This is a genomic window from Amycolatopsis sp. NPDC039088 (assembly GCF_055598845.1).
In genome coordinates this window covers 215,046-229,275 of the sequence record NZ_JBVKAE010000008.1, presented here as the reverse complement: position 1 = coordinate 229,275, position 14,230 = coordinate 215,046, and the positions used below count along the sequence as shown (strand labels likewise).

Genomic DNA, 14,230 nt, shown 5'->3' with positions numbered 1-14,230 from the left:
CGCGCCGCAGTCCAATGCCACATTGGTGGCATGCCCGGCTTCCGATTCGCCGCTCACCCAGGCGCTAGGCCTTCCGGTAAGCGCGGAAGTAGTCCACCACGAATTCCTTCGGCCGCGGATCGGACGGGTCGACATCCCCGGTCCAGCCCGCGTTCTCATAGATGCCGAGGAGGAACGCCGAGGCGTAGGAAGGAGCGGCGTTTATCGTCTTCGTCAGCACGTTGTCGACGTAAAGCTTCAGCTGGGTCGGCGTCCACTCGAGAGCGTAGATGTGCATCTCGCTCGCCAGATCGAAGCCGACATTGATCGAATGGTTGACTTCCGGGACATTCGGGTCCGACCACTTGTGCAGTCCACTGCGAGCCGACGTCTTCGCACGGATCTCGAAGTACCCGTACTTGGGAGCGTACTTCCAGACGACGTCGATCCCGACCTCATCAACGCGGGCAAGGAAACGGTGACCACCCTCGCCGGGGCGAGTTTCTTCGACTCCGCCCAGTCGTTCGGCATGATCCGCGGCGGCCACATCGACATCGCGATCCTCGGCGCCATGCAGATTTCCGCCCGCGGCGACATCGCCGACTGGTCGATCCCCGGCAAGATAATCAAAGGCATGGGCGGGGCGATGGACCTCGTCCACGGCGCCCGCCGCGTCATCGCCCTCACCGAACACACCGCCCGCGACGGCAGCCCCAAGATCGTCGACGACTGCACCCTGCCACTCACCGGTCGCCAGTGCGTCAGCCGCGTCATCACCGACCTCGCCGTCCTCGACATCACCCCCGGCGGCCTTCGGCTGGTCGAAACCGCACCTGGGGTCACCGTCGCCGACGTCGAGGAGGCCACCGGCGCAACCCCCAAGGTGGCGTGTCCGTGAAGGCCTCCTTCCCTACCCTCAAGGCAGGGTCCCGGCAAAGTCGCATAACTGCTGGTCGGTTCCGCTACTAGAGCGGGACAGGGCGAACGTGTCGTGGTGGCCCTGGCGGGAGCGGGCTCACGCAAAAGGGCCTCCCCGGCTTCTGACCGTCCATAAGGGACACTTTCCGAGTCAAATGTGCCCGATTTGGGAGACTTGCACGGTTTTAAGAAGGGGTCGTGAGTGATTTGGGTCGTTCTAACCCTCATTATCACTCACGACCTCGCGTCGAAACGTGCATAGCGGCATCAATCGGACACTCAATCGCCCGGTGGTGTCCCTTGTGGACAGTGAAACCTCTCCGGCGTCCAGAATCAGGCCTGCCCTACCTCGGCTCGCCTCTGACCTTCCGTTGATCAACCTCCACCACCGATGCGTGCGGCCCCGCCACAGTGCAGAAATAGTCGACCGACCAGCAAGACTTCGACTTTGCCGGGACCCTGCGCTCAAGGTAGGGAAGGAGGCCTTCACGGCCCTTCCGCTCTCGCCGATTGAACTCACCCGTCCCGGGTATCCACCGTGCGTTGCGCATTCGATTCACACCGTCGGGGTATCCGGGCTCTGTCACCCCACAACAGGAGGACGCAGTGAGCGAAGTCAGCCGAGTCGTCGACGTACCGCCGGACGCCGTTTTCACCGTGCTCGCCGACGGCTGGCTATACGCGAGCTGGGTCGTCGGCAGTTCCCACATCCGTGACGTCGACGAGGATTGGCCCGCCGTCGGTTCCCGGATCCACCACAGCGTCGGACCGTGGCCCTTCCACATCCAGGACGTGACGGTCGTGAAAGCCGTCGAGCCCGGGGTTTCCCTGTCGCTGGAGGCGAGGGGATGGCCGCTCGGCGCGGCGACGGTCGAGATGACGCTCCTTCCCCACGGCGAAGGCCGGACGGAGGTCCGGATGCGGGAAAGCATCGTGCGTGGTCCCGGCAAGGTGCTGCCCGAGGCGGTTCAGGCGCTGGTCGCCAAGCCGCGCAACACCGAAGCCCTCGCCCGCCTGGCGGATCTGGCGACCGGGAAGTACGCGAACCGCAAGGGGGCTCAGCGGTAGACCACCCGGTTCGCCGCGCCGATCACCGCCGCGTAGCCCTCGCCGAGCAGGCCCGCCCTGGCCAGCGCGGCGCGGGCCGCGTTGGCACCGGGGCCGCCGTGGACCGCGCCTCCCGGATGCGCCGACGCACCCGCGAGGAACAACCGGTCGACCGGGGTGTCCGCGCGGCCGAGGCCGGGGACGGGACGGAAGAACAACTGCTGGTGGATGGCCGTGGTCCCGCCGCTGATCGCGCCCCCGACCAGCCCGGGATCGTGGGCGGCCAGTTCGAGCGGGCCTTGCACGTACCGGCCCTGGATCAGGTCGAGGAACCCCGGCGCGTTGGCCTCGACCGTCTTTTCGATCCGCGTGACCTGCCGGTCCAGTTCCTCCCGGTTCTCCATCAGCCCGCGGGGAACATGGGTGTACGCCCACGCCGCCTCGGTACCCGGCGGCGATCGGAGCGGGTCACTCGTCGTCATCTGCCCGAACAGCAGGAACGGATTCCGCGGGCTCCGGCCGCGGACCAGGTCGCCGCCGAACGCCGACAAGCCGTCCAAATCCGCACCGAGGTGGATCGTGCCCGCCCCGCGAGCGCCTTCCGCCCTCCACGGAACGGGACCGGACAAAGCCCAATCCACCTTCACCGTGGCGCTGTCCCACTGGAACCGGCCGAGATCGTCGAGCAGCCGCGAGGGCAGCCATTCCGGCGCGACCATCTCGCCGTACAACGTCGGCGCCGGAACGTCCGCGAGTACCGCCTTGCGCGCCCGAATCGGGTTGCCGTCGCCGTCTCGCACGCCCATCGCCCGTCCACCCGCGACAAGCACTTCCGTTGCCGGGCAACCACATCGGATCTCACCGCCGCGCGCGGAAAGCCGCCGCACCAGTGCCGCGATCAACTCACCCGCTCCGCCGGCCGGCACGGGAAAGCCCTCGTCCTGCCCGATCATCGCGAGCAGCCAGCCGAAGACCGCGCTGCCCGCGTTGTCCACGGAAATATCGCTGTGCGCGGCGTTGCCGGCCAGCAGCAACCGGGCGCCCTCGCCGTCGAAATGCTCTTCTCCCAACCGGCGGGCGGGCAAGGTCAGCATCCGTGCCAGCCGCAGCGCGTCGGCGGTCCCCGTCCGCCGCAGCAGCCGCACAGCCGGGCGCACGGGCGGAAACGGCGTGAACAACGCGTTCAGCAGCGGTTCGCGAAGGTCCTGCCACTGCGCGAACAAGCGCCGCCAGGCGGCGCCGTCGCCCGGCGCGAACTCGTCGGCCGACGCCGCCGTCCGATCTATGTCCCGTGACAGCACCGCGCACCGGTTGTCGGGCAGTACGTGCGCGAGTACTTCGTGAGCGTGCCGCCAGCTCAACCCATGGTCTTCGAGCCGCAGTCCCCGCATCACCGGCGACACCGCGGTGAGCGGGAAGAACGCGCTGCAGAGGTCGTTGCGGAAACCGGGTGCGGTGACTTCGTCGGTCCGTACCGCGCCGCCCGGCTTCTCCGCGTGCTCCAGCACCAGCACCGACCAGCCGGCGTCGGCCAGGATGTTCGCCGCGACCAGGCCGTTGTGGCCGGCACCGATGACGACCGCGTCGAAGACTTCCGTGCTCATCCGAGCCTCCCGATCGTCAGGATTGTGATTGGTGGCTGGGCCTGCCACGGGCGAGCGAGCGGAGCCTGGTCACCAAACCGTGCCCACGCGGCGGGGCGAGTGGGGCACTCGCGGCGCCTTCACCCGACCGGAGTCCGGCGACCAGTTCCGCGATCACACTGGCGGCGTCGTACCGGGGTGTCCAGCCCAACGCGGTCTCGGCGAGGGTGGTGTCCACGAGCGGCGCGCCGTCGGCGAGATCCAGCCAACCGGGGTGCAGCGGTAAGGCGCCTGTCCGCCAGGCGGCGTGCGCGGCCACCCGGACGAGTGAGCGTGGCGCCGGGACCCGGATCCCGCCGAGCAGACCGGCCAGCGCGTCGGCGTCGAGCACCCCCGGAGCGGCGAGATTCACCGCTCCGGTGAAACGCCGCTCAAGCACCAGCCTGATCGCTTCGGCGACGTCGGCGCTGTGCACCGCTTGCGCCCGCAGATCCGCCCACAGCGGGAGCGGCAGCCATCGGCGGCCCACGACACCGGCGGGGACAGCCGGCCCCAGCAGCCAGCGCTCGAACTCCCCCGCCGCCCGGCGCTGCAGGATCGCGCACGGCCGCAACCTGGCCACCCGGATCTCCGGATGGGTCTCCTCGAACCGGTCGAGCAAGGCCTCCAGCCCCGCTTTGCCTCGGCTATAGGCGCTGGTCGGGATGCCCTCGCGCGGCCAGTCCTCGGTGACCTTCTCCCACCGAGGCGCCGGTCCATAGGCGGCGACGGACGACAGGACGACCAGATGCGATACCCCGGCCGCCGCCACCGCGGCGAGCACGTTCCGGGTCCCGTGGTCGTTGGTCCGCCACATCGGCGGGTCCCCGCGCTCAGGTGAGATCGCCCAAGCGAGGTGGACGACCGCGTCGGCGCCCTCCACCAGGTCGGTCAGCTTCGCGCGGCCGACGTCGTCGCCCAGGTCCATGGCCGACCAGGCCGCCGCGCGATACGGCACTGCCGTGGTGTCGGGCAGCCTCCTCGCCACGCCGATCAGGTCGTCGTCGCCGGGCTCGAGGGCGTGGAGCAGCGCCGTCCCGACGTTTCCGGTCGCCCCGGTGATCACGATCCGCACAGCCTGCGCTTACCCGGCCCGGTGATCGCGGAAACTTGTGTTGGTCGTGAGTGGGGATTCAGGTTCTGGCGAACCCTCTCTTAGGTACCTGGCTCTATTGAGGCTGAGGCAACATGGCGTGCTCGGCTCACTGTCCGTGAAGGCCTCCTTCCCTACCTTCAGGGTCAATGCCAGGAGCTTAAGGCCGGCGGGGCGGTCGCGTGTCGGACATGTTCGCCCAGGTCGGGTAGTCCGGCTCCAGTACGTACCGTCCGTTCGGGCAGCGACTGTTCGCCCACGAAGGTCGATGGTGTCGATGGTCCGTGAAGGCCTCCTTGAGGGACTCAGAGTCCCTCAAGGAGGCCTTCACGGACTTGATAACACGGGCAAAGGGTGATCAATCGGACGAATCGGCTCTCGATGAATCCTTTATGGACAGTTGGAGAGCCTCAGGAACCGTCGCTTAAGTTCCTGGCATTGACCCTGAAGGTAGTGAAGGAGGCCTTCACGGACACCGCAAGGCGTAGCGCCGCTCGGCGTAGGCGAGGTCGTCCCGCCAGAGACGCGCGGACGCCCGGCGCATCAGTGGCCGCAGTGCCGGTGCGATCCGCGCGGCCTTGGCGAAACCGGGCCGGTCGGAGGTGGCTATCGTCGCCTCGATCACGGCGGTCCGAGGTCGTCCGTCGGGGCCGTTCCCGAGCGGGGTGGCATGGGTTTCGACCACACTGCCCGCGCCTTCGCCGTCGACGATGGTCATCAGCACCGTGCGGGGCTCGGGACAGGTGAACTCGGCGATCACCGGCACACCCAGTTTCCCGGCGAGCCGGAAGGTCACTTCGACGACGAATTTGTCCTCGGCGTCGGTGACGTCGTTCCCTTGCGGCGCCGACAGAACCCGCAGACGCGTGAACGAGTACGGGTGGAACCAGGCGCCGTGCCAGGGATCGAGCCGGTTGGCGACGACGTCCACGGGTTCACACGTCCCAGTCAGCGTCGCGACCGCGTCGATGGTGGCCTCACCTCGCGGGCGGACCGGCACGATCGGCCGCTCCGTGGGGTTTTCGCCACCGAAGCGGTCGAGGCGCACCCAGACGAGCACTCCGTCGTCGTAGGACGGCAACCGTGACCAGCCCGGCCGCTCCGGCCCGATCCGCAGCCCGTGCCACCGGCAGACCAACTCTCCACAATGGACACGAGCCTGTTCGAGCGGGGCACCGAGATGCGGGCAGGCACCGGGTCCGATGACCAGCTCACCGTCCTCGCCACGCCAGGCCACCAGTTCGCGGCCACCGGCGCTCAGCCCCAGCGGCCGATCCTCGCGGATCTCGCGGCTGGCCGCGACGACGAACCAATTGCCTGCCGGACGGGCGTCGGCGCGTTTGACCGCGGCGTCGATCAGTGCCGGACCGCATTCGCGGTAGGTCGGTTCCTGCCGGGCCCAAGCCGGTTCACGGAACGGCTGGACCGGCCACTTCGACGGCCAACGCTCGATCACCTGCCGCCTGAGATCCACCGGAAGCCCTCTCTGCCGCGCGTCGTCTCCCTGCCATCCTCAGGCACTTGAAGCGATCCCGCAACGGTTCAGGCCTTGAAGTGAGCGGCGGCGGCATCCAGCGCGGTGGTCAGGTCGTTGACCCAGGGTGCGCCACGGACGTCGAGCCCTTCCCAGCCGGGGCCGGCGACGACGACCTCGGTTTCCTGCCGCCGCAAACGCTCGCACAGCAGGACGTCGACAGTGGCGGCGGACATCGACCACAGCACCACCACCACCGGATCCAGTTTGGACGCCAGGCCCGCCATGGTCTCCGCGGGTACCAGCTGACCGAGGTAGAGCGCGGGAACACCGATCTCCAGCAGCGACGCGCGGAGAACTTCGACCGGCAGGCTGTGCCGCTCGTCCGGGCAACAGGCGATGAGCACTCCGCGTTCGGTGGGCACGGCGGCGAACCGGGCGACATAGCGTTGCAGCGCCAGGGAAACCTCGGTGGTGAGCGCCCATTCCGACTCGAAGCACACGTCACCCCCTGCCCAGCGGCGCCCGAGGCGGCGCAGGATCGGCAGCAAGACGTCGACCCACGTCGCCGCCGCGCCGATCGCGTCGAGGGTCTCGTCCAGCAACGCCGCGATGGAAGCGAATTCGAGGTCTTCCGCGGCCTGCTCCAGCTCACCCACCAGCCTGTCGACGGGTACGTCGGGGACCGTCTCATCGGTGCCGGAGAAGGCCGCCGCGGCCGCCTCGCGGGCAGGAATCCCCCGGTCGATCAGCCGTTGCATATGTTGCAGCTTGCGGACGTCCGCGTCCGAGTAACGGCGATGACGACCCTCACCCCGCAAGGTGGGGCCGACGCCGTAACGCGCGGCCCAGGTCCGGAGCGTGACCGGAGAGACGCCCAGCACCTCGGCGACCCTGCCAGGAGTCCACGAACCTCCGGCTCGGGGGCCGACACGGCCGCTCATCTCGTCGACGTCCATCCATTCCGCGTTCCGGTGCGAGTGCCCGCTCGCACGAATATCAACTGCGGGCAGCTTACGAGGTCACCGGGCGTGGACAGGCGCATACCGCCTTCCGGAACGAACGAACGCCCGGCGGCACCTGGGCGTGACCGGGGAGATACCGGCCAACGCCAGGTGCCGCCGGGCGCCGGGAACCCGGTACGAGGGGCACCGGGCTCCCGAGGGTGGCGGGGTCCGGACCACCCTCGTTCGCATGGCGGTCTTCTTCGATCCGCGAGCGATCCAGGTTTGAGCCGAGAAGACCGAGGAAACCCCCGGACTTCCTTGCCTGCAGGCGATACCGCCCGAGTTGCGGGGGCGTCGCCGGATCTAGTAGACAAGGTTACCTCAGCAGTGAAACGGTTGTGCAACGAATCACCGGATCGGCGGAAGGAAAGTCGGATGGCGTCGACCATGGCGGCGGAAGTGACGCCGTCGAAGGAGTCGCCTGCCGCGTGGCTGGACGTCCTGGGCGCGCGCTGTCTTGCCGAAGCACACGGTTTCGTCGAAGCACGGGCCGCCGAGCACTTCTCCGGCCGCGCCGAGGGTGAACTCGCGGAAACCGTCCTCCCCCAGTTCCTCGCCGGAGGGAAATTCCTCCGGCCGATGTTCGCCTACGTGGGCTGGCGATGCGGAGGCCCGGAATCCGACGGCGCGCTGCGGGCCGCGTCGAGCTTGGAACTGCTCCATTGTTTCGCGCTGGCGCAGGACGACGTCATGGACGGCTCGGCGCTGCGGCGAGGCCGTCCCGCGTTGCACCTGCGATTCGCGCGGTGGCATGCCGAACAGGGGTGGAGCGGCTCCGCCGATCGATTCGGTGAATCCGCGGCGACCCTCGCCGGTGATCTCTTCCTGGTCTGGTCGGAGCAGCTGCTCCGGGAATCCGGTCTGGACGCGGAAGCGTTGTCGCGCGGTTGGGCGAGGTACGACGCGATGCGCGCGGAGCTGGCGGTCGGCCAGCTGGCCGATCTGGTGAACGACGCCCGGACGCTACCCGGCTGGGACGCGTTGCTCGACGTGCTGCGCCGGAAGTCCGGTAACTACACCGTCCGCAGGCCGCTGGAGTTCGGCGCGGCCATGGCCGGCTGCGGTCCGGACGTCCTCGCCGCTCTCGCCGAGTACGGCGGCCTGGTCGGCGAGGCGTTCCAGTTCAAGGACGACCTGCTCGGTGTCTTCGGCGATCCCGCGGTCACCGGTAAACCCGCCGGCCAGGACCTCCGTGATCGCAAGGCGTCCAGTGTCGTGGTGCTCGCCGCCGAAATGGCCGACCGGTCGCAGCGCGACGAACTCGGCGCACTGCTGAACCTGACCACGGTGGACGACGACGCCGTCTCCCGCTGGCGCGGGCTGATCACGGCGACCGGGGCACGCGAGCGCCTCGGCGAACTCATCCGGGAACGCGCCGACAAGGCGCTGGCGGTGATCGACCCGGCCGTCGTCCCGCGACCGGCCGCGGACGCGCTGGCCGTCCTCGCCGGCCGGTGCACGGAGCGCGACCAGTGAAGACGGTGCCCGGACGGACGGACCGGATCGTCGTGGTGGGCGCGGGGTTGTCGGGTCTGGCGGCGGCGCTGCACCTGGCCGGCCGCGGCCGCGAGGTGACCGTCCTCGAACGCGACCCCGGCCCGGGTGGCCGCGCGGGACGGGTCGAACGCAAGGGCTATCTGCTCGACACCGGCCCGACGGTGCTGACCATGCCGTCGATCCTGCGAGACACCTTCGGCGCGGTGGGCGCAGACCTGGACGAGGAACTACCGCTCACCCGGCTCGATCCGGCCTATCTGGCACAGTTCGCCGACGGCAGCACCCTGCCCGTGCACACCGACGCCGCGGCGATGACGGACGCGGTACGCGAGTTCGCCGGCGCGGGCGAGGCCGCGGGATATCTCCGGCTGCGCGAGTGGCTGACCCGGCTCTACCGCACCGAATTCGGCCGGTTCATCGACTCGAACATCGACTCACCCCTCGGCATGCTCAACCCGGACCTGGCCCGGCTGGTGGCACTCGGCGGATTCCGGCGGCTGGACCCGAAGATCGGGTCTTTCCTGTCCGACGAGCGGCTGAAGCGGGTGTTCACCTTCCAAGCGCTCTACGCGGGTGAGTCGCCGATGCGGGCGCTGGCGCTGTACGCGGTCATTCCCTATATGGACACCGTCGGCGGCGTGTACTTCCCGCCCGGCGGGGTCGCGGCGCTCCCCCAGGCACTCGCCCGGGTCGCCGCCGAGAACGGCGTCACCTTCCACTACGGCGATCCCGTGCACACGCTCGAACGTGAAGGCGCCCGGATCCACGCGGTCCGCACGGCCGCCGGTGAACGCCATCCGTGCGACGCCGTCGTCCTGACCACCGAGCTGCCCGAGAGCCACCGGCTGCTCGGCCGGACCCCGAAGCGGCCCATTCCGTTGCGGCCCGCGCCGTCGGCGCTGATCGTGCACACCGGCGGCGTTGATCCCCGGCCCGAGGTCGGGCACCACACCATCTCTTTCGGACACGGGTGGCGTTCGACCTTCCACGAACTCATCACCACCGGACGCCGTATGACCGACCCGTCCCTGCTGATCACCCGGCCGACCGCGACCGATCCGGGCCTCGCACCGCTGGCCCGTCAGCTCTACTCGATCCTCGCGCCGGTACCGAATCTCGACCGGGGCCCCGCGGATTGGGCCGCTGACGCCGAACCGTACGCGGAGGAGATCCTCGCCATCGCCCGGCAGCGAGCACTGCCGGACTTCGAGCCCGAGTTCACCGAGGTGCTCAGCCCCGCCGACTGGGCCGACCGCGGGCTGGTGGCCGGAACCCCGTTCAGCTACGCCCACTCGTTCGTCCAAACCGGACCGTTCCGCCCCCGGAACCTCCCGCGTGGCACCGAAAACGTCGTCCTCGCCGGTGGTGCGACGGTGCCGGGAGTCGGGGTGCCGACCGTGCTGATCTCCGGCAGGCTGGCCGCCGACCGGATCACCGGCGTACCCGTACGCCGCTCCCGTGTTCTCGACCTGGCCGCGGAGGCGAACCGATGACCCGACGCGAACTCGACGCCGCCGAAATCCACGACCCTGGACTGCGCGCCGCCTACACCTGGTGCCGCGACGTCAACGCCCGGCACGGCCGGACGTACTTCCTGGCGACACGCATGCTGACTCCCGCGCAACGGCCCGCCGTCCACGCGCTCTACGGTTTCGCGCGGTGGCTGGACGACATCGTCGACGAGCCCGACGCGAACGCCACCCCGGAGTCCCTTGCCGCGCGACTGTCCGAAGTGGAGGATCGCTTCCTCGCCGACCTGACCGCGGGCACGAGCGACGATCCCCTGCTGACGGCGGTGATCGACACGGCGGCCCGGTACGAACTGGAGGAGCGGCTCTTTCGAGCCTTCTTCGCCTCGATGCGGATGGACCTGAGCGTCACCGACTACGCCACCAGAGAAGATCTCGACGATTACATGCACGGCTCGGCGGAAGTGATCGGCCTGCAGGTGCTCCCGATCCTCGGCGCGGTGACGGCCCGCGAAGAGGCCGCACCACGCGCCGCCGCGCTCGGAAAGGCCTTCCAGCTGACCAACTTCCTCCGCGACGTCGCCGAGGACTTCGCACGCGGACGGGTCTACCTGCCCGCCGACGAACTCAAGGAACACGACGTCGACCGCGAACGGCTGTCGTGGTGCGCGGAACACGGCAGATCCGACATACGCGTGCGGGCCGCGATCAAGGAACAGATCGCGGTGACCCGGCGTGTCTACGCCGAAGCGCGGCCGGGGATCGCGATGCTGCATCCGGTCTCACGACCTTGCGTGGCCACCGCCGCGACCCTTTACGGGGAGATCCTCGACCGGATCGAGGATCTGGACCACGACGTCTTCGCCGGCCGCGCGACGGTCTCCCGGCGCCGTCGGTTCGGGGTCGCCTGCGGCGCGCTCGCTCGTGCACAGTGGGCGCGCACACGGCATTCCACTCCCGCTCCCCCGTCGGCGGTGGCCTGAGTGGGCAAGGTCGAATACCTCGTCGTGCTGGCGGCGTGCGTTCTCGTCACGCTGCCGCTGGAAATCGCGGGCGCCCGCGTCTACCGGCGGCCGAAACGACTCGCCCGCGCACTGCTCCCGGTGGCCGTGGTCTTCCTCGTCTGGGACGCGCTGGCGATCGCGGGCGAGGTCTGGAGTTACGCGCCGGAATTCGTCACCGGTGTCCGCGCGCCGTTTTCCCTTCCGCTGGAAGAGATCTTGTTCTTCGTCGTGATCCCGGTCTGCGGGGTGCTGACCTACGAAGCCGTGCAGCTCACCCTCACCGCGGTCCGGCGGCGCGAAAAACCGGCGGTCCGGCGATGATTCCTTGGGGCTACACCGTTCCAGCGGTCGCCGCGGCGATCGTGGTCGTACTCGTCGAGCTGGGCGTGCTGAAGACCGGACTGTTCCGGAAACCCGCCTACTGGCTCACGATGGCGATCGTCACCGGTTTCCAGATCCCCGTCGACGGCTGGCTGACGAAGCTGTCCGCTCCGATCGTCCGCTACGCGCCCGAGCACATCACCGGCTGGCGGTTTCCCTGGGACATCCCGGTCGAAGACTTCCTCTTCGGCTTCGCGATGGTGACCGCCGTACTGCTGCTGTGGGAACGAGCCCGAGCACGAGAGGAAACGCGATGAACGCCATGGCGCGAGACGGTTTGCCGCGCGAAACCGTGCCATCGGCCTTCGACACCGAAGCCCGGTTCTACGACCGCCTCGTCGGCGCGAATCCCGGTTACCACGAGCATCTGCGCCTTTCCGCCCGGCGGCTCGCGCTCCCCACCAAGGCACCCGGCCTCCGCGTGCTGGACGCCGGCTGCGGAACCGGCGCGTCCACGGCGGCTCTCCTTTCCGTGGCGCCGGACGCGCGGATCACCGCCTTCGACGCGTCCGGCGAAATGCTGGACCGCGCCAGGAGCAAGACCTGGCCCGACAGCGTCGAGTTCGTGCACACGCCGGTCGAGGACCTGGCCGGGATCCACGGGCCGTTCGACGGGATCCTGGCGGCGTATCTGCTGCGCAACCTCACCGACCCGACCGCGCAGCTGCGCCGGCTCCGCGAGCTGCTCCGACCGGGTGGCCGGATCGCCGTGCACGAGTACTCCGTCCGCGATTCCCGGCGCGCCCGCCTCGTCTGGAACGCCGTCTGCGCGGGCGTGATCATCCCGCTCGGGAAGCTCACCACCGGTGACGCCACCCTCTACCGTCACCTTCGCCGCAGCGTCCTCGAATTCGACGGCGTCACCGCGCTCACCCGGCGCCTCACCGACGCCGGTTTCACCGACGTCCACACCGCGACCGTCGGTGGCTGGCAACGCGACATCGTCCACACCGTCGTCGGCACCGCGCCCTTGGGAACACCGTGAGCCGCCCTCGGGACCGCCGCCGCGTCACCCGGCAGGCACCGGCGGGCCTTCCCGACGCCGACCTGCTCGGACGGCGTCCCACCGCCGCGATCGTGGGCGGCGGCATCGCCGGGCTCACCGCCGCGACCGGACTGGCCGAACGCGGCGTCAGCGTCACCGTCTTCGAACGCGAAGACCATCTCGGCGGACGAGCCGGCGGTTGGCGGGAACGGCTCCCGGACGGCACCGCGGTGACCATGAGCCGGGGTTTCCACGCGTTCTTCCGCCAGTACTACAACCTGCGCGCCCTGCTCGCGCGCACCGATCCGCGGCTGGACCGGCTCACCCCGCTGACCGACTATCCACTGCTGGACGCGCACGGCCGCATCGACACCTTCGCCGGACTTCCGCGCACCCCGCCGTGGAACGCGGTGGCGTTCGCCTGGCGCAGCCCGACCTTCACCCGCAAGGACCTGCTGCACCTCAGCGGCCGCGAGGCGCTGCCGCTGGCGACGGTCAGCGTGCCGGACATCTATCACCGGCTCGACCACACCGACGCCTCGAGCTTCCTCGAAGCGATCAACTTCCCGCCCGCCGCCAAGCACCTCGCGTTCGAGGTCTTCTCGCGCAGCTTCTTCGCCGACCCGCGCGATCTGTCGGCCGCCGAGCTGGCGACCATGTTCCACCTGTATTTCCTGGGCTCCAGCGAAGGTCTCGTCTTCGACGTACCGACCGAGCCGTTCCCGCAAGCGCTCTGGGATCCGCTCGCGAGCTATCTCACCGACCGCCGCGTCGACATCCGCACCGGAGCGACGGTGACCGGCCTCGGCCGGACCCCCGACGGTTTCGCGCTCGAAGCAGACGGCCGGACGGAGACCTTCGACGGCGTGGTCCTCGCCTGCGATGTCACCGGCCTGCGCGAAATCGTGGCCGCTTCACCGGAGCTCGGCACCGAGGCCTGGCGAGCCGCCGTCGGCGGCTTGCGTACCGCCCCGCCCTTCCTGGTCCGACGGCTTTGGCTCGACCGCCCGGTCGAGCCACACCGGTCGCCGTTCCTCGGCACCGGCAGCATCCCGCCGCTGGACAACATCAGCCTGCTCGATCGGTATGAGGGAGAAGCCCGGCGCTGGGCGGCCCGCACCGGCGGATCGGTCGTCGAACTGCACGCCTACGCGGCCACCGCCAAGGACTCGAGCGGCTTGGGAAAAGCACTGGAGGACCGGCTCCACGAGATCTACCCGGAGACCCGGGACACCCGTGTCGTCGGCGACCTCACGTTGTGGCGCGAAGACTGCCCGCTGTTCGGAGTCGGCGATTTCGTCCGGCGGCCCAAGGTCGAAACACCCGACCCGGCACTGGCACTCGCGGGCGACGGCATCCGGATCGACCTGCCGGTCGCCCTCATGGAACGCGCCGCCGCCACCGGCTGGACCGCGGCGAACTCGCTTCTCGGGCACTGGGGCCTCGCCGGGCACCCGATCCGCTCGGTCCCCAACCACGGACGGATCCGCCTGCTGAACCGGCTGGCCGCCTCGATGCCCGGTTGACCCGGAACTCGCCGCGAGGCCGAAGCGGAGTCGTGGGCTGATCCTGACCGGGGCGCGGGGAGGTCGCGACGATGGAGGAATCGGGACATTGAGTGTCCCGATTCCTCCATCGTCGATCCCGTCAACGGCTGAACCGTCACGCTCCCGCAGGGCCAGATCCTGACTTCACCGGGATCACGAAGGCCAAGGAACGCGTCGATCGGCGGCACTGGTCACAGGTCGCCCGGA

The 14,230-nt window shown here is 69.5% G+C and carries 13 protein-coding genes and 1 pseudogene; 9 read left to right on the top strand and 5 right to left on the bottom strand.

Annotated elements, in window-relative coordinates; all coding sequences use genetic code 11:
• Positions 1-64: 64 nt before the first annotated feature.
• On the bottom strand, positions 65-526 hold the full coding sequence (locus ACZ7KI_RS13190) for a glycoside hydrolase family 16 protein (RefSeq protein ID WP_470273374.1): 462 nt from the start codon (positions 524-526) through the stop codon (positions 65-67).
• On the opposite strand from ACZ7KI_RS13190, the pseudogene ACZ7KI_RS13185 reads away from it, so the two are divergent.
• Both ACZ7KI_RS13185 and ACZ7KI_RS13180 read left to right on the top strand, forming a co-directional pair.
• A pseudogene (locus tag ACZ7KI_RS13185) lies at positions 419-877 on the top strand (CoA-transferase); the annotation flags it as partial. The gene ACZ7KI_RS13190 and the pseudogene ACZ7KI_RS13185 overlap by 108 nt on opposite strands.
• Before the next feature lie 626 nt (positions 878-1,503).
• Positions 1,504-1,965, top strand: a complete 462-nt coding sequence (locus ACZ7KI_RS13180; RefSeq protein WP_470273373.1) for an SRPBCC family protein — start codon at positions 1,504-1,506, stop codon at positions 1,963-1,965.
• On the opposite strand, the gene ACZ7KI_RS13175 is transcribed toward ACZ7KI_RS13180, so the two are convergent.
• The 4 genes from ACZ7KI_RS13175 to ACZ7KI_RS13160 all read right to left on the bottom strand — a co-directional run bounded on the left by ACZ7KI_RS13175 (position 1,956) and on the right by ACZ7KI_RS13160 (position 7,092).
• Positions 1,956-3,548 carry a phytoene desaturase family protein gene (locus tag ACZ7KI_RS13175; protein WP_470273372.1) on the bottom strand — a complete coding sequence of 531 codons (1,593 nt, stop codon included), beginning with the start codon at positions 3,546-3,548 and terminating at the stop codon, positions 1,956-1,958. The genes ACZ7KI_RS13180 and ACZ7KI_RS13175 overlap by 10 nt on opposite strands.
• 16 nt (positions 3,549-3,564) lie before the next feature.
• Positions 3,565-4,641, bottom strand: a complete 1,077-nt coding sequence (locus ACZ7KI_RS13170; protein WP_470273371.1) for an NAD-dependent epimerase/dehydratase family protein — start codon at positions 4,639-4,641, stop codon at positions 3,565-3,567.
• Positions 4,642-5,125: 484 nt separating this feature from the next.
• Positions 5,126-6,133, bottom strand: a complete 1,008-nt coding sequence (locus tag ACZ7KI_RS13165; protein ID WP_470273370.1) for a DUF5914 domain-containing protein — start codon at positions 6,131-6,133, stop codon at positions 5,126-5,128.
• Between the two features lie 68 nt (positions 6,134-6,201).
• Positions 6,202-7,092, bottom strand: a complete 891-nt coding sequence (locus ACZ7KI_RS13160) for a MerR family transcriptional regulator (RefSeq protein ID WP_470273369.1) — start codon at positions 7,090-7,092, stop codon at positions 6,202-6,204.
• Between the two features lie 423 nt (positions 7,093-7,515).
• Here ACZ7KI_RS13160 and ACZ7KI_RS13155 point away from each other — a divergent pair, with 423 nt between their 5' ends.
• From ACZ7KI_RS13155 to ACZ7KI_RS13125, 7 genes are read left to right on the top strand one after another with little or no spacing between them, the layout of a single operon-like run.
• Positions 7,516-8,616 carry a polyprenyl synthetase family protein gene (locus ACZ7KI_RS13155; RefSeq protein ID WP_470273368.1) on the top strand — a complete coding sequence of 367 codons (1,101 nt, stop codon included), beginning with the start codon at positions 7,516-7,518 and terminating at the stop codon, positions 8,614-8,616.
• Positions 8,613-10,130 carry a phytoene desaturase family protein gene (crtI, locus tag ACZ7KI_RS13150; RefSeq protein WP_470273367.1) on the top strand — a complete coding sequence of 506 codons (1,518 nt, stop codon included), beginning with the start codon at positions 8,613-8,615 and terminating at the stop codon, positions 10,128-10,130. The genes ACZ7KI_RS13155 and crtI overlap by 4 nt, the downstream gene beginning before the upstream one ends.
• Positions 10,127-11,089, top strand: a complete 963-nt coding sequence (locus ACZ7KI_RS13145; protein ID WP_470273366.1) for a phytoene/squalene synthase family protein — start codon at positions 10,127-10,129, stop codon at positions 11,087-11,089. The genes crtI and ACZ7KI_RS13145 overlap by 4 nt, the downstream gene beginning before the upstream one ends.
• Positions 11,090-11,431 (top strand): lycopene cyclase domain-containing protein, encoded by a 342-nt coding sequence (locus ACZ7KI_RS13140; protein ID WP_470273365.1) that lies wholly within the window; start codon positions 11,090-11,092, stop codon positions 11,429-11,431. It begins immediately after the preceding gene.
• Positions 11,428-11,748, top strand: coding sequence for a lycopene cyclase domain-containing protein (locus ACZ7KI_RS13135; RefSeq protein WP_470273364.1), 321 nt, complete (start codon positions 11,428-11,430; stop codon positions 11,746-11,748). Before ACZ7KI_RS13140 ends, ACZ7KI_RS13135 begins: the two co-directional genes overlap by 4 nt.
• Entirely contained in the window at positions 11,745-12,476 is a 732-nt protein-coding gene (locus ACZ7KI_RS13130) for a class I SAM-dependent methyltransferase (protein WP_470273363.1), read from the top strand. Before ACZ7KI_RS13135 ends, ACZ7KI_RS13130 begins: the two co-directional genes overlap by 4 nt.
• Positions 12,473-14,002 (top strand): FAD-dependent oxidoreductase, encoded by a 1,530-nt coding sequence (locus ACZ7KI_RS13125; protein ID WP_470273362.1) that lies wholly within the window; start codon positions 12,473-12,475, stop codon positions 14,000-14,002. Before ACZ7KI_RS13130 ends, ACZ7KI_RS13125 begins: the two co-directional genes overlap by 4 nt.
• Positions 14,003-14,230: the final 228 nt, after the last annotated feature.